A 21136-nucleotide genomic window follows, 5' to 3' on the forward strand; every position below is an offset into this window, starting at 1 on the left:
CCACCAGGTCGGCGGCGGCGCTCACGGCCGCTCCGTTGAGCGGCGTTCGCCGCGGTAATTGCCCACCCTGATCCACTCCTCGCGGTCTTCGGCGGTGGCCATGGTGAAACTGGCCAACTCCAAGGGGCACAAGAAGACCTGCTCGCCGCCCTCCAGGTCCTCGACGAGCAGGCGGGGGCCGTTGCCGTTGACGTCCAGCGACAACCGCACGGCCGCGAACTCGTTGACCAGGTCGGCGAGGACGCGGCGTCCGGCCGGAGTGTTCACCTGCCCAGTATTACCGCATACAAGTGTCAGAATCAATGGAATGGAGCGGAATGACTCTAGGCGTATTACTTGCAGGCCGAGCGGTGGGAGCCATTCCCTACATGGGAACATAGAGCTTGTGCGACGATGAGGGGCATGCATCGCGACGCCAGCGCCAGATGACATATATGTCAGATACGAAGATTTGAGAAGGTGATGATGAGCCAAGCACCAGCACCGGCCGACGCGGTCGATGTGAGCCGGGTCGACACCGAGAACTACCGCAGCATCTGGATGTACCTCAAGGAGCTCGAGTTCCGGCAGGGGTTCATTGACATCCCGGTCAATGGAGTCCTCGTCCGTACCCGCTATGCCGAGGCCGGCGGTCCGGACAAGCCGCACGCCATCCTGCTGCACGGCACCGGCGGGCACTGGGAGACCTTCGCGCCCAATCTCGCCGCACTGTCGCAGCACTTCCACTGCGTGGCGATCGACATGGTCGGCAACGGGTTCTCCGGAAAGCCGGACTACGACTATGAGATCGCGGTTTACGTCGAACACGTATTGGGGGTGATGGACCACTTCGGCATGGCGTCGGCCAACTTCATCGCCATGTCGCTGGGCGCGTTCGTGGCGTCCGCGGTCTGCGTCGGCCACGCCGACCGGGTGGAGAAAGTGATCCTGATGTCGCCGGCCGGACGGGAAGCCTCGGCGTCGAACATGGCGCGCATCCGCACGGAACGAACCAAGGCGGTCAACGAGCCGACGTGGGAATCGCTGCACGCCGTGTTCGCTCACCTGATCGCCGACGAAGCCAATCGGCTGCCCGATCTCATCGGCCTACGCCAGGCCGTGTATCGGCGCGAGGACACCCGCAACACCATCGACCGGCTGCTGATCCTGCAGGACGAGAAGGTGCGTCACCGCAACCTGATTCCCGACGACAAGTGGCGCGGCATCGAGGCGCCGGTGATGATCGTGGCATCGGGCAAGGACCACGGCGTGTATCAGGACACGGCGCGCACCATCGCCGACCTGATCCCGAATTCGGAGGTGTTCGAGATGCCCTCGGTGCGGCACTGGCCGCATTTCGAGGATCCCGAGGCGTTCAACGCCGCGGCGATCGAGTTCCTTACGAGATGAGCAGACCCGCCGAGGACGAGCTCGCCGACATTGCCCGGCGGCTCTACGAGGCCGAGCAGACCCGCACGCCGATCCGGCAGTTGTCGTTGGACTATCCCGACATGACCATCGAGGACGCCTACGCGGTGCAGCGGGCACTCGTCGCGCTCAAGGTCGCCGACGGGCGAGAAGTCAAGGGTCGCAAGATCGGTCTGACCTCGAAGGTGATGCAGCGGGCGGTGTCGATCGACGAACCGGATTACGGCGCGCTGTTCGACGACATGTTCATCGAGGATGGCGGCCGCATACCGCTGGGCCGTTATATCCGTCCGCGCGTCGAGGTCGAGTTGGCGTTCGTAATGGGCGAGCAGCTATCCGGCCCCGGCGTCACATTGTTCGACGTGCTGCGGGCCACCGAGTTCGTGACTCCCGCACTCGAAGTCCTCGACGCCAGGGTGCAGATGTCGGACCCCGAAACCGGTCATCTGCGCACCATCGTTGACACCATCGCCGACAACGCCGCGGACGCCGGTCTGGTCCTGGGCGGGCGGGTGTTCCGCCCGTTGGACGTCGACTTGCGCTGGGTGGCGGCCCTGCTGCTGCGCAACGGCACCATCGAGGAATCCGGGGTAGCCGCTGCGGTGCTCAACCATCCCGGCAATGGCGTGGCCTGGCTGGCCAATCGGCTTGCTCCACACGGTGTTTGGCTGGAACGCGGCGAGGTCATCCTGTCCGGATCGTTCACCAAGCCGGTGTTCGCCGAACCGGGGGACACCTTTGTCGCCGACTATGGACCGCTGGGCACGGTGTCGGTGACGTTCGATTCGGAGGCATCGTGACAAACCGGTGGACACAGCGCATCGGCGACGGTGACCCGCGCATCGGCATGTGGGTGGCCTCGGGCAGCGGTTACGTCACCGAAATCTGTGCAGGATCCGGGATCGACTGGCTGCTGTTGGATCAGGAGCACGCGCCCAACGATGTGCGCACCACGCTCGAACAGCTGCAGGTGTTGGCCGGCTACCCGGACGTCGACGTGCTGGTGCGTCCGCCCTCGGCTGACCCGGTGTTCATTAAGCAATTGCTCGACATCGGGGCTCAGAACATCATCGTCCCGATGATCGATGGCCCCGGTGAGGCGGTCGCGGCGGTTTCCGCCACGCGTTATCCGCCCAACGGCATCCGCGGGGTCGGCAGCGCGTTGGCCCGAGCGTCCCGTTGGAACCGCATTTCTGACTATCTCGTCACCGCTGACACGGCCGTGTCGTTGACCGTCCAGGTGGAGAGCGTGGCCGGTCTGGCACAGCTCGGGGAGATCGCCGACGTCGACGGAGTGGACGCCGTCTTCATCGGACCGGCCGACCTGGCAGCCTCGATGGGCAAACTTGGGCAGCCGGAGCATCCAGACGTCGTGAGCACCATAGAAACCGCGCTGGCGACCATCGTGGAACACGGCAAGCGCGCCGGAGTTAATGCGTTCAGCGAGCCACTGGCGCGCCGCTACATGGCGGCCGGGGCGAGCTTCGTGCTCGTAGGAGCGGACGTGGCACTGCTGGCCCGTGGCACCGAGCAGCTGGCAGCGAGGTATCGCCGCCAATGAACGACGCATTGTTTCTGACTGTCGTGTCACCTAGAATTCCGGATCATGGATCTCGACTTCACGCCTGACCAGCTCGAGTTCCGTGACCAGGTCCGCACATGGCTCGACGAGAACAAACCGGCTGAACCCCGCCCGCGCGACGACGCGGGGATCCGTGAATACGACCTTGCCTGGCAACGCACTCAGGCCGAGGGCGGCTGGGCCGGCATCGCCTGGCCCACCGAATACGGCGGCAAGGGGCTGACGCTGCTTCAGCAGTTGATCTGGTACGAGGAGTACGCCGCGCGGGGGTTCCCCGGCATCGATGCATGCTTCGTTGGTAACTCGCACGCCGGGCCAACCCTGATCACCAGGGCCACCGACGAACAGAAGTCTTTTCACTTGCCGAAAATCCTTGGTGGTGAAGTGATTTGGTGTCAGGGCTTCTCCGAGCCCGACGCCGGATCGGACCTGGCGGCATTGCGTACCAAGGCGGTGGTGGACGGCGAGGACCTGGTGGTCTCGGGGCAGAAGCTGTGGACCAGCTTCGCCACCGTCGCCGATTACCAGGAGCTGCTGGTGCGCACCGACAACACCGGCAGCAAGCACAAGGGCATCACCTGGGTGATCTGTGACATGAGCACGCCGGGCATCGACGTCCGCCCTATCGAGACCATCGAGGGCGGCTCGGAATTCTGCGAAGTGTTTTACGACGATGTGCGAATCCCGCTGAGCAACGTGGTCGGCGATGTCGGCGAAGGCTGGTCGGTTGCGATGGCCACCCTGTCCTTCGAGCGCGGCACCGCGTTCACCGCCAACCAGGTGCGGCTGGCGAAGATCATCGAGGACCTCATCGACTATGCCCGCGACCATGTCGGGCCGGACGGCCGCAGGCCCGCCATCGCCGACGACGACATCGCGCGACGGCTGGCGCGGGCCCGCGCCTCGGTGGCGTCGCTGCGGGCGCTCACCTACACCAATATCTGCGAGGCCATGAAGACCGAGACGCCCGGCCCGCGGGGTTCGATCGTCAAGCTGATGTATGCCGAATTGGCCAAGGAGATCGGCAGATTGGCGATGGATGTTGTCGGTCCCGCCTCGGTCCGGTATTCATCGCGCTGGGACGTCGACGGCTGGGTCGGTTACTACTACTACAGCTTCTCCCAAGCCATCGGCGGCGGAACGTCGGAGATTCAGCGCAACATCGTCGGCGAACGAGTGTTGGGGCTGCCGCGATGAGAGGAGATGACGGTGGACCTGCTGCCCGGAGCTGAGCAACTCGAAATCATTACGGCAGCAGGAGAATTCCTCGCCGATCGGATGCCAGTGGACCGGATCCGCGCTAATCGTCACGCCGAAGCGCCGATTCCCGAGTCACTGTGGCGAGAATGCGCCGAGCTGGGCCTGCTCACACTCGGGCTCGACGAGGCGTCCGGTGGGTCGGGCCGGCGGTTGGACGACGAGGCTCTGCTGTTCGTTGAGCTCGGCAAGCGGCTCGCGCCGGGGCCGTTCCTGGCATGCACGTTGGGCGCCCGGGTGGCCGCCCGTTGCGGCGACGACGCGCTGGCGCAGCGGATCGGCTCCGGGGCGGCATCGGTGGCCCTCGCGGTATTGCGCGGCGACGGCGACGTGCGCCCGGTCAAAGGCACTTTCGATTTGTTCGACCCGGCGGGTGTCTCGCACGCCCTGCTGGTGGCCCGCAGCGGTGCCGCACTGGTCGGCATCGATTCCTTCGGACCGCTTAAATCCGTGACCGCCGCAGACCCGGGTACCCGAATATCCTCGGCCACGGTCGAATCCGCCGAACCCCTGCACTGGTTGCCCGCCGAGGACGAATGGATCTGGGGACGCGCCACGGTACTCGCGGCGGGCTATCTCACCGGATTGGCCGCGGCCGCCGCAGCGTCGGCGACCGAACACGCCAAGACTCGTGTGCAGTTCGGCAAGCCGATCGGGGTGCACCAGGCGATCAAGCACGCCTGCGTCAATATGGAGATCGCTGCCGAGGCCGCTCAGGCGCAAACGTTCTTCGCTGCGATCGCTGTCGGCAGTGGCCGCGCCGACGCCTTGATGCAGGTGCTGTCGGCCCTCACGGTGGCCGGGTCGGCGGCCGTCGAGAATGCCGCCGCGGGCATCCAGGTGTTCGGCGGGATGGGCTACACATTCGAGAACGACATGCACCTGTATCTGAAGCGCGCGCACGTGTTTCGGCACTTGTTCGGTGAGCCCACCGACGTGCTGGCCGAACTGCTGGCCCAGGACCGCGCCCAGTGAGCGGCGCCGCTGGGGCCGCAGCCATCGCGGGCGTCGCCCTGTCCGACGTCGGCCGGGTCGACGACAAGGGACCCTACGAGCTGATCGCCCAGGCCAGCCGCCGCGCCCTGGCGGATGCCGGTCTGACACCCGATGACGTCGACGGGTTGGCCTCCACCGGCCAGGGCACACTGCCCCCGGTCGATGTCGGCGAGTATCTCGGTCTGCGGCCCCGCTGGATCGACTCCACCGCGGTCGGGGGAGCGTCGTGGGAGGTGATGGCCGCCCACGCGGCTGATGCGATCGCCGCTGGGCACGCCGACGTGGTCCTGCTGACGTACGGCTCGACCGCCCGCTCGGATCTTCGAAAGGGATTGCGGGGGGCCAACATCAACTGGGGCGCACGCGGACCCCTACAGTGGGAAGCGCCCTACGGCCACACCCTGATCTCCAAGTACGCCATGGCTGCGCGGCGGCACATGTTCACTTATGGCACCACGATCGAGCAGCTGGCCGAGGTCGCTGTGTCCGCGCGGTTCAACGCGGCCGACAATCCCGATGCCTACTATCGCGAACCGATCACTATCGACGACGTGCTCGGCGGACCGATGATCGCCGACCCGTTCACCAAGCTGCACTGCTGCATTCGCAGCGACGGCGGGGCCGCGGCAGTGCTCGTCAGTGCGGAACGTGCGAAGGATCTACGTAGTAAGCCAGTTTGGGTGCTGGGTTCAGCGGAAACGACCTCGCACATGCTCACCTCCCAGTGGGACGACCTCACCGTTGGCCCGGCCGCGGTCAGCGGACCGCTGGCCTTCGCCCGCGCCGGGGTCTCGCCGTCCGACGTCGACGTCGCCGAAATCTACGACGCGTTCACCTACATGTTGCTGCTCACCATCGAAGACCTCGGCTTCTGCCCCAAGGGGGAGGGGGGTGCCTTCGTCGAGAAAGGTGCGCTGCGCCTGGGCGGCGCGCTTCCCACCAACACCGACGGTGGCGGGCTGTCGGCGTGCCACCCCGGTCAGCGGGGGTTGTTCCTGCTGGTCGAGGCTGCGCGACAGTTGCGCGGCGAATGCGGCCCGCGCCAAGTGCCCGATGCCAAGATCGCCTGTGTCAGCGGCACCGGCGGCTGGTTCTGCTCCAGCGGCACAATGATTCTCGGCGCCGAGGAGCCGTAGGTGGACCGCGCACCGCTGAGCTCCGACGTCGTGGATACCCGCGCGATGTTGGAGCTGGCGGCCGCCGTTCACGGCGATATCGAGGCCTACGTCGAGCCGGGGGCGCGAATCACGTTCGCGGAGTGGATCGGTCGGGCTCGTAGCGTCGCGACCCAGTTTGCCGACCTCGGCGTCGGCAAGGGCGATGTGGTCGTGCTGTGGCTGCCGTCGGGCATCGACTACGCGACGTGCTACGCCGCGGCGGCCATGATCGGTGCGATCACCACCGGGCTGAACCCGCGACTGGGCCGCAGAGAGATCGAATCGATTCTGCAGCAGGCAGATCCGGCGTTGGTCGTCGCTGACGGACTGCTTGATGCGTTACCCGGCACCGGGCATCGGCTGCTGTCGCGGGATGCGCTGTGCCGTGACACATCGCGCTCGGCGCCGCCTTCGGTGGAGTTGAATCGCCGGGACGTTGTTGCGTTGATCTTCACCAGTGGCACGACGGGGACGCCAAAAGGTGCAGCCTTCGACGCCGACCGGCTGGCCGCGGGCGCGGCAGCGTCAGGCGTGATGAGCGCGCCCTATGACCGGCGGCTCACGTCCACGCCGTTCGCCCACGCCGGCTACATGTTCAAGCTCTGGGATCAGTTGGTCTGGGGCAGCACGCTGGTGGTGCCCCCGACACCGTGGTCGGCCCAGGGCATGTTCGACGTCCTTCGCGACGAGCGAGTCACCGTGGCGGGCGCGGTGCCGACCCAGTGGGCCAAGCTGCTCGACGTCGATGGAGTGACCTCGAAGGCATTGCCGCACTTGCGGATCGGAGTGGTGGCCACAGCGCCGGCGCCACCCGAACTGGTACGCAGGGTCGCCGAGGGCATCGGGGTCCCGCTGGTCGTGCGGTACGCGATGACCGAGTGCCCGACCATCAGCGGCACCGAACCGGACGACGCCCCCGAGGTTCAATTCCGCACCGTGGGACGGCCTGCCGCGGGAATGGACGTGCGGATCGGATCGGACGGCGTACTTGAGGTGAGCGGCCCGTGTGTGATGCGTGGCTACTGGCGCAACTCGGAACTCACCGCAGAGGTGCTGCGCGACGGGTGGCTGCGCACCGGCGACGTCGGCGTGCTCGGCGACGACGGCAATATCACACTTGTCGGGCGCCGCGGTGACATGTACATCCGGGGTGGCTACAACGTGCATCCCGGTGAGGTGGAGCGGACGCTCACCGGGCACCCCGGCGTGAAACATGCCGCCGTGATTGGCCGTTCCGCACCCGTGATCGGAGAAATCGGCGTCGCGTGCGTGGTACCCGCGGACGCCACCGGTCCGCCGACACTGGCTGAACTGCGCGCCCACGTGGCAAGTGAACTGGCCGACTACAAGGCCCCCGACGAGCTGCTCATTGTTGATGAGCTGCCCTTGACGGCGATGCTCAAGCCGGACCGGCTAGCCCTGCGCGAATTGATCACCCAGCGTGACAGAGATATTCAGCGTCGACAATCGACACGATGAGAGGAATCTAGCTATGGGAAGACACGACGGACGGGTGGCGTTCATCACCGGCGCGGCGCGAGGGCAGGGCCGCGCCCATGCCGTTCGGCTCGCCGCCGAAGGCGCCGACATCGTGGCCGTGGACATCTGCCGCGACATCGACTCGATGGACTACCCCAACGCCACGCCCGACGATCTCGATGAAACCATCAAGCTCGTTGAGAACCAAGGTCGGCGGATCATTGCCCACCAAGCCGACGTCCGCGACGCCGATGCCTTAAAACAGGCCGTCAACGAAGGCGTCCGCGAGTTCGGCCGTCTCGACATCGTCCTGGCCAACGCCGGCATCATCAGACTCGGCGGCGAGGGAGACCGCAGCCAGATCTTCCGCGACATCGTCGACGTGAACCTCATCGGAGTCTGGAACACCGTCGAGGCCGCTATCCCCGCCCTCATCGACGGCGGCCGCGGCGGATCCATCGTGCTGACGAGTTCCAGTGCGGGATTGAAGGGCACCGGTACCGACCGGGCAGGCGGACAGGCTTACACCGCCGCCAAGCGGGGACTGGTCGGGCTCATGCAGGTGTGGGCGAATGAGTTGGCGCAGTATTGGATTCGGGTCAATACCATCCACCCCACCGGCGTGGCGACCGGCATGGTGATGAACGAAACCATGGGCAAGCTGCTCGAGGCCAACGACACGGCAGTGGCCGCCATGCAGAATGCGCTGCCGATTCAGATCCTGATGCCCGAGGACATCGCCGGCGCAGTGGCGTGGCTGGTCTCCGACGAGGCGAAATTCATCACCGGGGTGGCGTGGCCGCTAGATGCCGGATTCGCGGTGCGCTGAGCGGACGGCTCAGGGCTGGTCGGGTCGCAGGACGATGAACAGTCCCTCTGCTTCGGCGCACAGAGTGTCACCGTGAGTGATCGTCGCCCGCAGAATCCGCTTACGTCCTTGCTCGCTGACGAACCAGGCGCGCACCGCGAGCTCCTCGCCGATCGGTGTGATCGATCGGTAGTCGGTGTGCAAGTAGGCGGTTCGCGCAGGCGCCCGGTCGCCGCTACTGGCCAGCCGGCCGAGCACCTCATCGAATAGCAGCGAGATGGCCCCGCCGTGCACCGCGCCACCACCGCCGAGGAAATAGCGGCCGAATGTGACCACCCCGTGCACGCTCTGGTGGTCGCCGCCGAGCGGAATGAAGTTGGGGGACATGGTTTGTCCGCGGCCGGGCAGATCAAGCCGGCGGGCGAAGATCTGCCTGCGCTCAGGTACTGCAAACTGGGCCACCCGGTTGGCCCACCCGTTCAAGTCCTGTGTGAGGTCCACTGTGGTCGCCACGTCCGGAGCGGCCGCTGCCACATGGTCGAGGAAATTGCGCAGCGCGGCGATCATGTCGCCGTACTCAGCACCGCCACCCGGGCTGCTTACGGTCGGCTCCTGCCAGGTCCGCATGGGCGGGAAACCACCCTGTGTCTGCCGTTCATGGATCACTTCGCACACCCCTCAGTCACGCGGCAAGACTAATGCATTGACATTAATCTTGGTCGCTGCGATGCTGGCGTGGCGTGCGTCACAACACGTCGAACGAGACCTGCCAGCACACCCTAGGAGCGAACATGCCGGAAGTCGGTACGGCGTCGGGCGGTCCACTGGCTGGTCTCGTGGTGGTCGACCTATCGACAACGCTGCCCGGAGCGCAGGCGACGCAGTTCCTCGCCGACTGCGGTGCCGAGGTGATCATGGTCGAGCCGCTCGACGGTAGTCCGCTGCGCGAGCTCGCGGGCTGGCCCGCCCTGCTGCGTGGCAAGCTCAGCGTGACATTGGACCTGCATGACGAGGCTGATCTGGAGCGTCTGCGTGCTTTGCTGCGCCGCGCCGACGTCATGGTTAACACCATGCGGCCGACCACGGCCGAGCGCATCGGACTTACCCCCGACGCATTGTCGGAGGCCTACCCGCGACTTGTCGTGGCGACGATCACGGGCTGGGGATCGACCGGGCCGTTTCGCGACTACAAGGGCTGGGAGGCCCTGGTGATGGCGAAGACGGGTGTCATGCACGAAAAGCGCGGACTGACCACGAGGCCGGGACCGGCCTACACCACCTTCGCCTATGCCTCTTGGGGCGCCGCCCACGCCGCTGTTCAGGGCGTGCTTGCCGCGCTCCTTGAGCGGGAGAGCAGTGGGCGCGGCCAAACCGTCGAGACCAATCTGGTGACCGGCATGGGTTCGATGGATCCGTACAACTGGTTTTACGAGATGGTGCTGGAACGGTATCCGGGCGCCTTCGAACCGATGGACGCCGCCTACGACGACCAGGGCCGGCCCCAGGCCTACCTAATCTACGCACTCCTGGTCTGTCCGACGAAGGACGGTCGCTGGCTACAGTTCGCTCAGGTGTCGCCCAAGTTGATCGGCGCTTGGCTGACTGAACTGGACCTGCTGGGGGACCTCGCGGACCCGAAGTGGCAGGGTTTTCCGATGCTGCCGACCCCCGAACTTCGCACCGAGTGGTGGGACATGATGATCGAGCGGGTGGGGGCCCGCACGCTCGCCGAATGGCAGCGGGCCATGACAGAAAACCTTGACCTGAGCGGCGAACTGTTCCGAACTCCCGAGGAATCACTGGATCACCCGCAAACCGCTCACGAAGGCCGCGCCGCGACCGTGATCGATCCCGATCTCGGGCCGGTACGGCAGCCGTCGACCCTCATTCACGCTGACGGCAAGCCGTTGACCCCGCTTCGGCCGGCTCCGCGAGTCGGCGAGCACAACGACTCGGTCACCTTCGAGCAGCTCGGCCAAGTGCGCAGGGCCGCACTACCCGCACGGCACGCGGACCACGACGCACCGCCGCTGACGGGCGTGACGGTGCTGGAGTTCGGCAGCATGTTCGCGGGACCGTACGGCGCGACCCTGCTGGCCGACCTGGGCGCTCGCGTCATCAAGGTCGAGCCGCTGGAAGGCGACAACATCCGCAATCTGGTCGCGTTCCCCGAGGCGGGCGGCGCAAAAGTGTTGCAGGGCAAGGAAAGCGTCGCGATTGACTTCACCAAGCCCGAAGGCCTTGAGCTGGTGTACGAACTGGCCAAGCGGTCCGACATCGTGCTGCAGTGCTTCCGTGGCAAGGCCGCCGAGCGGGCGAAGATCGACGAGGCGTCGCTGCGGGCGGTCAACCCGGACTTGGCGTTCGTGACGACCTCAGGTTACGGGGTCGACGGACCCTTCGCGCACCGCGCCGCCTACGCGCCGTCGGTCGGTGCGGCATCCGGGCTGGCGCTGGTCGACAGCCACGACACGGGCGAGCCGGCCACCGACTTGGATGACCTGCACCGCCGAGCGGTCAAACTGCACGCGGGCGGGGCCGTGCCCGCAGTGCAATCTGACGGCATCGCCGCGCACGGTGTCGGTTCTGCGCTGCTGGTCGCGCTGTATGCCAAGCGGATGGGACGACCGATGTCCAACGTGGTCACCACGATGCTCGCCACCGCGCAGCAGGCGATGATCGCCTACAGCGCAAGCTATGCGTCCCGTCCCGCCGAGGCAGCCGCCGACGAACAATTCTTCGGCATGAATGCCTTGTACCGGATGTACCGCGCGGCAGACGGTTACGTCTTTCTCGCCGCACCGTTGCCGCGCGAATGGCCGGCGCTGACGAAGGCGATGTCGCCCTACGTCGACTTGCACGCCGACGAGCGTTTTACCGATGCCGAATCTCGCGCGGCGCACGACGACGAGCTGATCTCCGTACTGACAACCGTGTTCGCCAACAAGACCAAGTTGGAGTGGGAGCACGAACTGTCCGCCCAGGACGTCGGCTGCGTCGAGGTGGTGGAGGCCAATTCCGAGTTGGTGCTGCAGAGCGATCCGTACTACGAGGCAGGCTATGCCGTGGACGCCCACAGCCCGATTTTCGAGGAGCACCGGCGGCTCGCACCGCTGTGCCGGTTCTCGCGCTCGCGGACACGGGCCGACGCGGGATGCACCATCGGGCAACACACCGAGGCGGTGCTGCGCGAAATCGGACTGGACGAGGCGGCGATCGCCGACCTGAGAGCCAGAGAGATCGTCGGCGGCGGCTGAGCGTTCAGTTATCGTCGCGCTCAGCGATCAGCGCGCGGGTCTCGTAGGACACCGGCGCCGTCAGCATTCCGACCCAGGTGTCCACGTAATTGTGCAGCTGCGCTTCGCTGAGTCCATGCCCCACGCGGGCGGAGGCGGCCAGCACGTTGATCAGACTGATGTACAGCTGAAACGTACGGCCGCGCCGGATCCGCTCAGGCAGGTCCTGCAGCGCGGCGTCTACCAGTTTCTCCAGCTTCTCCTGTGTCCATTCGTCGTCGACGTGGTCCGGCCAGTAGTCGCTGCGGGCCCGCGGATCCTCCATGAGCCGGGCCAGGAACGGCGCGAACATCTCGCCCGCGGCGATGCTGTTGGCCAGTGGGCGCACCATCAGCCACACCACGGCGCGCGGGTCCGCCTCTTTTCCTTCCTCGCGCATGCTCGCGAGCATCTTCTGGCGATCGATCCCGAGGGACGCCTGGCGGTAGGAGATTAGGGCGCGGATCAGACCCTCGCGAGAGCCGAAGTGATAGCGAATCACCGACGTGTTGGACTGCCCGGCCGCTAGTTGGATCTCCCTTAACGTCACCGCCTCGATGCCGCGCGTGGCGAACAGCCGCTCGGCGACCTCCATCAACATCACCCGGGTCGACTCACCCGACGCGTTGCGCCTCCGCGCGCCCGCGGCCGACTCAGTTCGCAGCTCCGCCATGGGCCTCCTCCAGTCCGCCTAAGTCTTACTGGCGTCGCACCTTGGACCAAATAATAATGGCTATGTATTAGAAATACTGGACTTGCGCGAGAGCAGCTGGCATCATCCGAAGGAGCGACGGATCCGTGGAGGGCCAATGAGCATGATCTGGACGAATTCGGGTGACTCCCACTTCCTGGAGCCCGACGACCTGTGGCAGTCCCGGTTGCCCAAGGCGCTCGCCGAGCTGACGCCGCACGCGGAGAAGGATCCCGACGGCGAGTACGAGACGGTCTCGGTCGACGGACAGATCTTCCGGCGCAAGCTGCCGTCCTCGGCGATGGAGGCCTTCATCGAGGAGAGCATGAAGCCGCAGGGCATCCGCGACGCGAAGGCGCGGTTGGCGGACTTGGACAAGGAGGGTGTCTGGGGTGAGGTGATCTTCCCGTCATTGGGCATGTGGGGATCGACTTTCCGCACCCCCGAACTGCTCAAGGCGTGCATGCGCGCCAGCAACGAATGGGCACTCGAGGAGATCTGCGCGGTGTCACCGCGCTATGTGGTGACCGCCCAGGTGTCGACACTGATCGTGGAGGACGCAATCGAGGAATTGCATTGGGCCGCAGGCAAAGGCTTCAAGGCCGTGTTCTTGCCGACCACTCCTCATCCGAGCGCTCCGGACTGGCACCGCAAGGAGTGGGAACCGTTCTGGGCGGCAGCCGAGGAAGCCGGCATGGTGATCGCGTTCCACATCGGCACCGATCCGGTCGACATGACGGTCGGTGGCGCGAGCGGCGGGGCGGGCATGGTGTACCGCGGGCCGGGCGGGGCCGTGATGAATTACGCCGAGACCACGTTCTCCGGTCAGCGGGCGGCGATGAAGATGGTCGCCTCCGGTGCCTTAGACCGCCACCCCGACCTCCGGGTGCTGATCTCCGAAGGTGGCGCCACCTGGGTGCCGTTCCTTGGCGACCGGATGGTCGAGGGCTATCGCCAGCACCATATGGCGGTGCGGCCCAAGCTGAATCGTAGTCCGAAGGAGATTCTCTACAGCCAGGTTTATGCGTCATTCCAGCACGACGAGACCGCCGTCGCCGCTTACGAGCACATGGGCTACAAGAACGTGATGTTCGGCAGCGACTACCCGCACATGGAAGGCACCTTCGGGCACACCCAGGACACCCTGAAGGGACTGTTCGACGGGGTCAGCGACGAGACCCGGCTGCGCATCACCCAGGGCACGTTCTATGAACTGTTCCCCGACGTGCCGCCCATCCCGGCCGAAAAGTTCTGAGCGCGTGGCTACTTCGTCTGGACTGCGCGACGTTGCGATTGTGGGTGTCGGTGCCACGCCCTATTACAAGCGCGGCGGGTCATTACCGAAGTCGATCACCGAGTTGGCCGGCGAGGCCATCCTGGCGGCGTGTGATGACGCCGGCCTTCCCGTCACCGACGTCGACGGGTTCGCCTACTACTCAGGCGCCAGCGCGGGCTACACGGAGAAGATGGACACCGCCGACTTCACGGAAACGCTTGGCATTCCGGAAGTCCGGTTCACCGCCGCACTGACCTCCGGCGGCGGCGGCTCCGCGGGCGCGATCGGCCTGGCGCGGGCGGCCATCGTCGCCGGGGACGCCTCGGTGGTGGTGACGGTGATGGCGCTGCAACAGTCCAAACAACGCCTGGGCTCGGTGTTTTCGGCCATGGACCCCGATCCGATCAACTCGTTCCTCCAACCATCCGGCCTGTTCGGGCCCGGTCAGTTGATGTCGGTGCTGGCGCGCAGGCACATGCACCTCTACGGCACGCGCCGCGAGGCGTTCGCCGAGATCGCACTCTCCACGCGGGCGAATGCGTTCAATCGCCCAAAGGCCATGCATCGCCAACCGCTGACGTTGGACGACTACTTCAATGCGCGGATGATCGCAGAACCTTTGTGTCTCTACGACTTCTGTCAAGAGACCGACGGCGCCGTCGCAGTCATCACCACCAGCATGGACAGGGCCAGGGATCTGCGGCAACCGCCGGTGCCGGTGGTTGCCGCCGCCCACGGCGGCGTCCGCGACTGGGGCAGGGCGTTCGCCTGGATGGGCATGCCCGACGAATACTTCGCCTCCTCGGGCAATGCGCCCATCGCCAAGCGGCTCTACGAGCAGGCCGCTATCAGCGCCGCCGACATCGACGTCGCCGTGCTCTATGACCACTTCAGCCCGATGGTGCTCATGCAGCTCGAGGACTACGGATTCTGCGGCAAGGGGGAGGGCGGCGCGTTCGTCGAAAGCGGAGCGATTCGCTACGACGGTGGCTCGATTCCGGTCAACACCCACGGCGGTCAGCTCTCCGAGGCCTACATCATCGGGATGACCCACATCATGGAAGGAGTCGAGCAGATGCGCGGCACCGCCATCAACCAGGTCCGCGACGCCGAACTCGCTCTGGTCACCGGCGGGCCGGCAAGCCTGCCCGTGAGCGGGCTGATTCTGGGACGCGCCGCATGAGCACCGCCGCGGTCACCCTGGCCACCACCATTCCGGGCGAACACGTGCGGATCGCGGTCAACAAGGACACCGAGCCGTTCTGGATCGCCGCGAAGGAGCGGCGGTTGGTGGCCCCGCAGTGCGGCGACTGTCAGACCTTCCGGCTGCCCCCGACACCGTTTTGCCCCAATTGCCAATCAAACGCGGTGAACTGGGTCGAACTCAGCGGCCAGGCGGTCGTCTACAGCTTCGCCGTCGTGCACGGCTTCCCGGGCATGCCCGATCTGTTGTTGGTGCCCGCGGTCCTCGACCTGCCCGACGCGCCCGGTGCGCGACTGGTCTCGAACATCGTCGACGTCGCACCCGCCGACATCACGATAGGAATGTCTGTGCACGTTGATTTTTCACCGATTACGGATGGCTGGATGCTCCCCGTCTTCCGAGCCGCGGCCTCCCCCAACGCCAAGGAGTAACGCCATGTCCGATGACAGCGCTCTCCACGAAAAGCCCCTGGAGTTCCTCACCAGCATTGCCAACACCGGAGGATCGTGTGACGGCCAGGCAATCCTGCCTGTCAATGGTCACTTCCGTTGTACGTGCTCGTGCGGCGACTGGGACGTCGACGTCGACGATCCGCAGGAAGGCCTGCGGCAAGCCCGCATTCACACGGGCAGTGCGGCCGAATAATCGTTGAGGAGCTGGATGTGCATTCGGGCAGAATCTCGCGTTACCGGTGCCCTATGGCCGGAGCGGATCGGAAACAGAACCTTCACATGCGGCCGCCCGGCGACAATGCCGTTGCCATCACCAATTAGCCCGACACTGGACTGCCCGGACCCTGAAGGCTCTGCTTAAAGATTGTGGCGAGCCCACCGCATACTTCCCGAGACTCGCAGCAGGGCGCATCTATTCGATGTTTGCGGTATGCGCCAAGAGCATCGTCTTCGAGTCGTTACCGCGGCGATTGCTACACCGCCGAGGCGATTCGCGTCGCCTCGGCGAGTTCTCGGATCAGGCGGCCGATGTCCTGCTCGAGCTGTCGCCAATCCGGTTCTTCGGGCACAAGGTAGTCCGAGGTATAGACGACCGGGATGCCGATGAGCATTCGGGTAAGGGCGTCTTCGGGGAGGCCTCGGAAGTAGCCCTGTTGCTGGGCCTGCTGAATGGCTTGATGGAACAACCCGGTCGCCGACGCGGCGATCGCACTCACTCGGGTTTTCGTATTCGGGTCGGCGATTACGGTCATGAAGGACGCGGACCGGAAACCGGCGATCTCTGCGAAGAGTTCAAAGGGCGCGATGCACATAGCGATGATCCGATCGATCGGATCTTCAATGTCCTGGGCCGCCAGCCAGGCCTGCTGAACTCGCCTGTACTGAGTCCCGGTGGCCGCCGCCAAGAGCGCCGACTGGCTTGGAAAGTGCTTGTACACAACGCCATAGGAGATGCCCGCACGGCGCGCAATCTCCCGCATCGGAGCCGCCGTCCCGTACTCAGTCATCACGTCCAGCGCCACGTCGAGAATGCGTTGGGTCACGGCTGGATCGCGCTCAATCTTTGGTCTGGCCACAGCCTGCACCCTACGTCGACGCGAGCGTGAGCTGCCTAGGCGCCGAAGAATCTCGTCGGGAGAATGCGCCCAAAACCTTGCGTCGACCTCCCCATAACGCTAGCGTCAAGCATTGCGTGATCAGTGATCATGAAACCTTGAGATGGTTGCTCAGCCGAGCCGTCATCCCTACCACGCCATGCCGGCCCACGCCATGACCGATCCATGGATTAGACACCGACGTCTGAGGAGATCGCACACACATGACCAACGTAGAAGCCTCGCCAGCCATCACTCTCGACCAAGAGATCGGCCGCCGTGAAGAGCTGGCCGACCGGTACACCGGTATCCACTTCCTCGAGGACATGGGGGCTGGGATCTTCGGAAAAGCCAAGGGCGAGAATGTTCTGCTCATCGCTCTGCATTACCGCGTCGGTGGATCTGTCTGGGGAGTCGGCGACACGATCATCAACAACACCACGTTCCACGCCGCACCGTATGACCGGCAGAAAATCGAGGACAACGACTTCATCAGCCATCGCATCGACCCGATCCACCGCGTCGATGACTACACGATCACGAAGGAAACCGACCGGGTGGTCTGGCAGGCAGGTGACCGGGCAATCATCGCCCGGCCTCCCTTCTGGGACATCACGGGTGAACACCTCGGCGTCGATGTCGATGTCACCATGGAGCGAACGAGCGAACCCGACTGGTACATCGGCACGTGGGAAGACCTTCCCACCGAGGGACGCGGCGGCCGCGACTTCTGGGCCAAAACCAGCGGCACCATCACCGCCAGGGGCAAAAAATATGAACTCGAGGAGCACTCGTATTCGATCAACGAGCATCTCGTCTTCGGGGAGAACTGGGTCGTCGAGGCCCGCTCCTTCCCGGTCCAATACTTCTACCACCTGTATCGCAGTGACGAACTGCAGATCTTCCTCTACGCACGTCCTGATTCCGGCGTCGTCTACAGCCGAGTGGTGTTCACCGACGGCAAAGAAATCTTCTACGACTGGGACCAGGTCACCGTCGAAGAGGAAGAGTATTGGTTCGACCCGCAGACCCACATCCGGCCTCCGGTCAAATTCCGGGTGAAGCTCGACTCGCCCGAAGGCCGGGTCGAGCTGGCGCTGACCGCCTACAGCCGATCCATCTACTCGTTCCAACTCTCTGAAGGCACACGGACGCACTACAACTACTTCGTGCATAGTCAGGGCCAGTTCACCTCACCCGACGGCAAGACCATCCCCATCAAAGACAGCGAAAACGACACCTGTTTTGCCGAATGGGGACTGACCAGCCCCCTCGGCAGCGGCGCACCACTACTAACACCGTAAGGCCCCACACGTAGTCATCTTGGCGAGCCCCGATACCGTCAGCATGGCGCGCCGGTGATCGACGAGAATCGGGCGTCCAGAGGGGATGCCCCCGACCCAGCCAGCGGTATTGCGCTCGCCGTTTAACATAGTTAACCTAGTGTGCTGAGTCGCCGGGCGAGCATCGGCCACGATTTCGATCGATTATGACAGTCGACTGCCGTAGTATGCGACCCGCGGGTGCTTGGACTTCGCGCTCGTTCGCTGCCGCTACGGAAGGACGTCATGAGCGAGAATCGGCCTACGGCAACATGTCCCGTGAAGAATATTGAGATGAACACTCCGGAGTCGCCGGCGCTAGCGCACTTCCATCTGCTGGATGAGTGTCAGGACGAGGCCCGGCCGGTCTTCCGCAACACCGAGGCCGGCATTGGTTACTGGGTGTTCACCGACAACTCGGTGATCCTGGACGGACTCCAGCACCCGGAGCTCTGGTCCAGCAGCGTCATCGTGCCGACGGAACCGGAGCCGCCGTACAAGTGGATCCCGATCATGATCGACCCGCCCGACCATGCCAAGTGGCGCCATGTGCTGGCCGAGTACTTCTCACCGGGTCGCGTCAAGGGCCTGCGCGACGCGCAGCAGAAGTTGGCCGCGGAACTGATCGACCAGGTCGCGGGCGAGGGTGGGTGCGACTTCGTTGCGCGGATCTCGCGGGTGTTCCCGTCGACGGTCTTCCTGACGATCATGGGCATGCCCGTGGAGGATCTCGAGAAGTTCCTGGCCTGGGAGGACATGATCCTGCATCAGAGCGGGGTGGGCGAGGAAGTCAACGCGGCCCGGCTCGAGGGCATGACGCATGTGATGGGTTACTTCTCGGGCCTGATTCAACAGCGACGCGAGAACCGTGACCCGGATGCCGACGACATCGTCAGCAAGGCCATCGACTGGACCATCGACGACGAACCGATCAACGACCTGGAGCTGCTCAACTGCCTGCTGTTGTTGTTCATGGCCGGGCTCGACACGGTCTCCAACCAGCTGTCGTACGCAATGCTGCATCTGGCCACCCATCCGGCCGACCGCGCCCGGATCGTCGCCGAACCGCAGCTCATTCCGAGGGCCGTGGAGGAACTGCTCCGGGTTTATCCGATCGTGCAGACCGCGCGAAAGGCGACCCGGGACATGGACTTCCATGGGTGCCCGGTCAAGGCGGGCGACATGGCGTCGTTCTCGTTGGCGTTCGCAGGCCGGGACGAATCGGCCTACCCCAATGCCCGCACGGTCGACTTCGACCGCGGCGTCACACGTCACCTGTCCTTCGGCGGCGGCCCGCACCGGTGCCTGGGTTCGCATCTCGCCCGACAGGAGCTGGCGGTGGTGCTGGAGGAGTGGCACAAGCGCATTCCGGAGTACGAAGTCTCGGGGCAGCCTATCGAGCACGGCGGTCAGGTGTTCGGCGTGGATTCGCTGAACCTGACGTGGGGCTGAGGCCGTCGACCCATAGGAAAGCACAATGCCCAACACCGTCGGATTCCTCGGCGCCGGACAACTCGGCGAGCCGATGGTCGAGCGATTGCTCGGCGCCGGCCACGATGTCTCGGTGTACGCCCGCCGCGAGGAGATTCGCCGGCGTTTGGAGGCGAAAGGTGCGGTGGCGGCCGCTTCGGTGGCCGACCTCGCGCGCGGGAGCGACGTCCTCATCTCGTGCCTCTTCTCCGACGCCCAGCTGCGCGAAACCGGGCTCGGTCCAGAGGGTTTCATCGCCAATGCGAAGCCGGGTGCGGTGTTCGTCTCTCACACGACCGGCACACTGTCCACCCTCGAGGCGTTGCGGGACAGTTCTGCCGCGGCGCCGATCGTCCTCGACGCGCCGGTCAGTGGCACCGTCGAGAACATCGATGCGGGCACGCTGACCGTGTTGATCGGCGGGCCGAGTGATGCCGTCGCATCGGTGACGCCGATCCTGGCCGCATATGCCGACCCGGTGGTGGCGACCGGCGCACTGGGCAGCGCGTTGGCGCTCAAGTTGATCAACAATCTTCTATTCGCAGCCAATGCTCAACTTCTCTGTGCAGCAACGCATCTGGGCGTTCGGCTAGGTGTCGACCCGAGTGTGTTGCTGTCCACCCTGCAGGTGTGCAGCGCCGGGAGCCATGTGGCCGCCCACGCCCATCGCATCGGCGGGATGGATCGTTTCGAAGAACTGGCGGGGCCGTTCCTGCGGAAGGACATCTCGGCGTGCCGTGAGGCGGCGGCCGAGGCGGGTGTGGAGCTGGGACTGTTGGGCACCGCAGTGCGCGAGGGGCCGCTGGCCCTGGACGTCGACTCGGCGACCGCAGGGTCAGACCGATGACGGGCCGGCTCGCGGGGAAGGTGGCCTTCATTACCGGCGCCGCAAGGGGACAGGGCCGTGCACACGCGGTGCGGATGGCCGAAGAAGGGGCCGACATCATCGCCGTCGACCTGGCGGGCCCATTACCTGACTCAGTGCGCTACCCGTCGGCCACCGCCGATGACTTCGCCGAGACGGTGGAGATGGTGAAAGCGACAGGTGGCCGAATCATGGCTACCGCCGCGGACATCCGCGATCTGGATGCGCTGCGGACGGCCGTCGACGAGGGCGTCGAGGCCTACGGCCGGCTGGACGTCATCGTGGCCAACGCCGGAATATGTGTCCCGGCGCCGTGGAACGAGATCACGCCCGAGTCGTTTCGCGACATCATCGACGTCAACGTGACTGGCACGTGGAACACGGTGATGGCGGGCGCGCAGCGGATCATCGACGGGGGTCGGGGCGGGTCGATCATCCTGATCAGCTCCTACGCCGGTGTCAAGGTGCAGCCCTACATGGTGCACTACACCGCTAGCAAGCATGCCGTCACAGGGATGGCCCGGGCCTTCGCCGCGGAGCTGGGCAAGCACGACATCAGGGTCAACAGCGTGCATCCCGGTCCGGTCAACACTCCGATGGGCGGTGGCGACATGATTGCCGCGCTGTTCGCCGCGATCGAGACCAACCCCACGCTGAACAACATGGGGACCCCGTTCCTGCCGCAATGGGCCTGCGAGCCGGAAGACGTTGCCGCCGCGGTGTGTTGGCTGGCCTCCGACGAGTCGCGCTATGTGACCGCCACCCGTTTGTCGGTCGACCAGGGCATGGCGCAGTTCTAGC

General features: G+C 65.3%; 21 protein-coding genes. 17 read left to right on the top strand and 4 right to left on the bottom strand.

The window, feature by feature from the left end; all coding sequences use genetic code 11:
* Positions 1-21: 21 nt before the first annotated feature.
* The gene (locus OCU_RS32055; RefSeq protein ID WP_009953826.1) at positions 22-267 is read right to left on the bottom strand and encodes a hypothetical protein; all 246 of its coding nucleotides are present in this window, start codon (positions 265-267) and stop codon (positions 22-24) included.
* Positions 268-462: 195 nt separating this feature from the next.
* Here OCU_RS32055 and OCU_RS32060 point away from each other — a divergent pair, with 195 nt between their 5' ends.
* The 8 genes from OCU_RS32060 to OCU_RS32095 are packed head-to-tail and all read left to right on the top strand — an operon-like array spanning position 463 to position 8707.
* A complete protein-coding gene (locus tag OCU_RS32060; RefSeq protein WP_009953827.1) occupies positions 463-1389 on the top strand; it encodes an alpha/beta fold hydrolase in 927 nt (308 codons plus the stop codon).
* Positions 1386-2207 (top strand): 2-oxo-hept-4-ene-1,7-dioate hydratase, encoded by an 822-nt coding sequence (gene hpaH, locus OCU_RS32065; protein ID WP_009953829.1) that lies wholly within the window; start codon positions 1386-1388, stop codon positions 2205-2207. Before OCU_RS32060 ends, hpaH begins: the two co-directional genes overlap by 4 nt.
* Positions 2204-2968 (top strand): aldolase/citrate lyase family protein, encoded by a 765-nt coding sequence (locus tag OCU_RS32070; RefSeq protein WP_009953831.1) that lies wholly within the window; start codon positions 2204-2206, stop codon positions 2966-2968. The genes hpaH and OCU_RS32070 overlap by 4 nt, the downstream gene beginning before the upstream one ends.
* Positions 2969-3013: 45 nt before the next feature.
* A complete protein-coding gene (locus tag OCU_RS32075) occupies positions 3014-4186 on the top strand; it encodes an acyl-CoA dehydrogenase family protein (protein ID WP_009953832.1) in 1173 nt (390 codons plus the stop codon).
* Between the two features lie 6 nt (positions 4187-4192).
* Positions 4193-5221: an acyl-CoA dehydrogenase family protein gene (locus OCU_RS32080; protein WP_014379533.1), complete on the top strand. Its 1029-nt coding sequence runs from the start codon at positions 4193-4195 to the stop codon at positions 5219-5221.
* Entirely contained in the window at positions 5218-6378 is a 1161-nt protein-coding gene (locus OCU_RS32085; protein WP_009953835.1) for an acetyl-CoA acetyltransferase, read from the top strand. Before OCU_RS32080 ends, OCU_RS32085 begins: the two co-directional genes overlap by 4 nt.
* Positions 6379-7878 (top strand): class I adenylate-forming enzyme family protein, encoded by a 1500-nt coding sequence (locus OCU_RS32090; RefSeq protein ID WP_009953836.1) that lies wholly within the window; start codon positions 6379-6381, stop codon positions 7876-7878.
* A gap of 13 nt (positions 7879-7891) precedes the next feature.
* Positions 7892-8707, top strand: a complete 816-nt coding sequence (locus OCU_RS32095; RefSeq protein ID WP_009953837.1) for a mycofactocin-coupled SDR family oxidoreductase — start codon at positions 7892-7894, stop codon at positions 8705-8707.
* A gap of 9 nt (positions 8708-8716) precedes the next feature.
* Here the strand turns inward: OCU_RS32095 and OCU_RS32100 are convergent, their stop codons facing one another.
* Complete coding sequence (locus OCU_RS32100) at positions 8717-9253, bottom strand: PaaI family thioesterase (RefSeq protein WP_009953838.1); 537 nt, start codon at positions 9251-9253, stop codon at positions 8717-8719.
* A gap of 224 nt (positions 9254-9477) precedes the next feature.
* Between OCU_RS32100 and OCU_RS32105 the strand changes: the two genes are divergently transcribed.
* On the top strand, positions 9478-11943 hold the full coding sequence (locus tag OCU_RS32105) for a CaiB/BaiF CoA transferase family protein (protein ID WP_014382035.1): 2466 nt from the start codon (positions 9478-9480) through the stop codon (positions 11941-11943).
* Positions 11944-11947: 4 nt separating this feature from the next.
* Here OCU_RS32105 and OCU_RS32110 read toward each other — a convergent pair whose 3' ends face one another.
* Positions 11948-12634, bottom strand: a complete 687-nt coding sequence (locus OCU_RS32110) for a TetR/AcrR family transcriptional regulator (RefSeq protein ID WP_009953840.1) — start codon at positions 12632-12634, stop codon at positions 11948-11950.
* A 136-nt stretch (positions 12635-12770) separates the two neighbouring features.
* Here OCU_RS32110 and OCU_RS32115 point away from each other — a divergent pair, with 136 nt between their 5' ends.
* Genes OCU_RS32115 through OCU_RS50260 form a run of 4 tightly spaced genes read left to right on the top strand, consistent with a single transcriptional unit; the run spans position 12771 to position 15777 of the window.
* A complete protein-coding gene (locus tag OCU_RS32115) occupies positions 12771-13907 on the top strand; it encodes an amidohydrolase family protein (protein WP_009953842.1) in 1137 nt (378 codons plus the stop codon).
* Between the two features lie 4 nt (positions 13908-13911).
* The gene (locus tag OCU_RS32120; protein ID WP_041787039.1) at positions 13912-15111 is read left to right on the top strand and encodes a thiolase C-terminal domain-containing protein; all 1200 of its coding nucleotides are present in this window, start codon (positions 13912-13914) and stop codon (positions 15109-15111) included.
* Complete coding sequence (locus OCU_RS32125) at positions 15108-15563, top strand: Zn-ribbon domain-containing OB-fold protein (protein WP_009953845.1); 456 nt, start codon at positions 15108-15110, stop codon at positions 15561-15563. Before OCU_RS32120 ends, OCU_RS32125 begins: the two co-directional genes overlap by 4 nt.
* A gap of 4 nt (positions 15564-15567) precedes the next feature.
* Positions 15568-15777, top strand: a complete 210-nt coding sequence (locus OCU_RS50260; RefSeq protein WP_009953846.1) for a hypothetical protein — start codon at positions 15568-15570, stop codon at positions 15775-15777.
* Positions 15778-16057: 280 nt separating this feature from the next.
* Here OCU_RS50260 and OCU_RS32130 read toward each other — a convergent pair whose 3' ends face one another.
* Positions 16058-16660, bottom strand: a complete 603-nt coding sequence (locus OCU_RS32130; protein WP_020188803.1) for a TetR/AcrR family transcriptional regulator — start codon at positions 16658-16660, stop codon at positions 16058-16060.
* Between the two features lie 242 nt (positions 16661-16902).
* On the opposite strand from OCU_RS32130, the gene OCU_RS32135 reads away from it, so the two are divergent.
* The 4 genes from OCU_RS32135 (at position 16903) to OCU_RS32150 (ending at position 21135) form a co-directional block, all read left to right on the top strand.
* Positions 16903-17982 carry a hypothetical protein gene (locus OCU_RS32135; protein WP_009953849.1) on the top strand — a complete coding sequence of 360 codons (1080 nt, stop codon included), beginning with the start codon at positions 16903-16905 and terminating at the stop codon, positions 17980-17982.
* Between the two features lie 312 nt (positions 17983-18294).
* On the top strand, positions 18295-19452 hold the full coding sequence (locus OCU_RS32140) for a cytochrome P450 (protein ID WP_009953850.1): 1158 nt from the start codon (positions 18295-18297) through the stop codon (positions 19450-19452).
* A 25-nt stretch (positions 19453-19477) separates the two neighbouring features.
* Complete coding sequence (locus OCU_RS32145; RefSeq protein ID WP_009953851.1) at positions 19478-20317, top strand: NAD(P)-dependent oxidoreductase; 840 nt, start codon at positions 19478-19480, stop codon at positions 20315-20317.
* The gene (locus OCU_RS32150; protein WP_014379538.1) at positions 20314-21135 is read left to right on the top strand and encodes a mycofactocin-coupled SDR family oxidoreductase; all 822 of its coding nucleotides are present in this window, start codon (positions 20314-20316) and stop codon (positions 21133-21135) included. Before OCU_RS32145 ends, OCU_RS32150 begins: the two co-directional genes overlap by 4 nt.
* Position 21136 lies beyond the last annotated feature (1 nt).

Source organism: Mycobacterium intracellulare ATCC 13950 (genome assembly GCF_000277125.1).
In the GTDB taxonomy this organism is placed as follows: domain Bacteria; phylum Actinomycetota; class Actinomycetes; order Mycobacteriales; family Mycobacteriaceae; genus Mycobacterium; species Mycobacterium intracellulare.

What these genes read in the sequence shown, in the direction of transcription:
- OCU_RS32150 (WP_014379538.1), top strand. Translation starts at nt 20,314, where the DNA reads ATGACGGGCCGGCTCGCGGGGAAGGTGGCCTTCATTACCGGCGCCGCA.
- OCU_RS32095 (WP_009953837.1), top strand. Translation starts at nt 7,892, where the DNA reads ATGGGAAGACACGACGGACGGGTGGCGTTCATCACCGGCGCGGCGCGA.
- OCU_RS32125 (WP_009953845.1), top strand. Translation starts at nt 15,108, where the DNA reads ATGAGCACCGCCGCGGTCACCCTGGCCACCACCATTCCGGGCGAACAC.
- OCU_RS32105 (WP_014382035.1), top strand. Translation starts at nt 9,478, where the DNA reads ATGCCGGAAGTCGGTACGGCGTCGGGCGGTCCACTGGCTGGTCTCGTG.
- OCU_RS32110 (WP_009953840.1), bottom strand. Translation starts at nt 12,634, where the DNA reads ATGGCGGAGCTGCGAACTGAGTCGGCCGCGGGCGCGCGGAGGCGCAAC.
- OCU_RS32100 (WP_009953838.1), bottom strand. Translation starts at nt 9,253, where the DNA reads ATGATCGCCGCGCTGCGCAATTTCCTCGACCATGTGGCAGCGGCCGCT.
- OCU_RS50260 (WP_009953846.1), top strand. Translation starts at nt 15,568, where the DNA reads ATGTCCGATGACAGCGCTCTCCACGAAAAGCCCCTGGAGTTCCTCACC.
- OCU_RS32145 (WP_009953851.1), top strand. Translation starts at nt 19,478, where the DNA reads ATGCCCAACACCGTCGGATTCCTCGGCGCCGGACAACTCGGCGAGCCG.
- OCU_RS32075 (WP_009953832.1), top strand. Translation starts at nt 3,014, where the DNA reads ATGGATCTCGACTTCACGCCTGACCAGCTCGAGTTCCGTGACCAGGTC.
- OCU_RS32060 (WP_009953827.1), top strand. Translation starts at nt 463, where the DNA reads ATGATGAGCCAAGCACCAGCACCGGCCGACGCGGTCGATGTGAGCCGG.
- OCU_RS32135 (WP_009953849.1), top strand. Translation starts at nt 16,903, where the DNA reads ATGACCAACGTAGAAGCCTCGCCAGCCATCACTCTCGACCAAGAGATC.
- OCU_RS32115 (WP_009953842.1), top strand. Translation starts at nt 12,771, where the DNA reads ATGAGCATGATCTGGACGAATTCGGGTGACTCCCACTTCCTGGAGCCC.
- OCU_RS32140 (WP_009953850.1), top strand. Translation starts at nt 18,295, where the DNA reads ATGAACACTCCGGAGTCGCCGGCGCTAGCGCACTTCCATCTGCTGGAT.
- hpaH (WP_009953829.1), top strand. Translation starts at nt 1,386, where the DNA reads ATGAGCAGACCCGCCGAGGACGAGCTCGCCGACATTGCCCGGCGGCTC.
- OCU_RS32080 (WP_014379533.1), top strand. Translation starts at nt 4,193, where the DNA reads ATGACGGTGGACCTGCTGCCCGGAGCTGAGCAACTCGAAATCATTACG.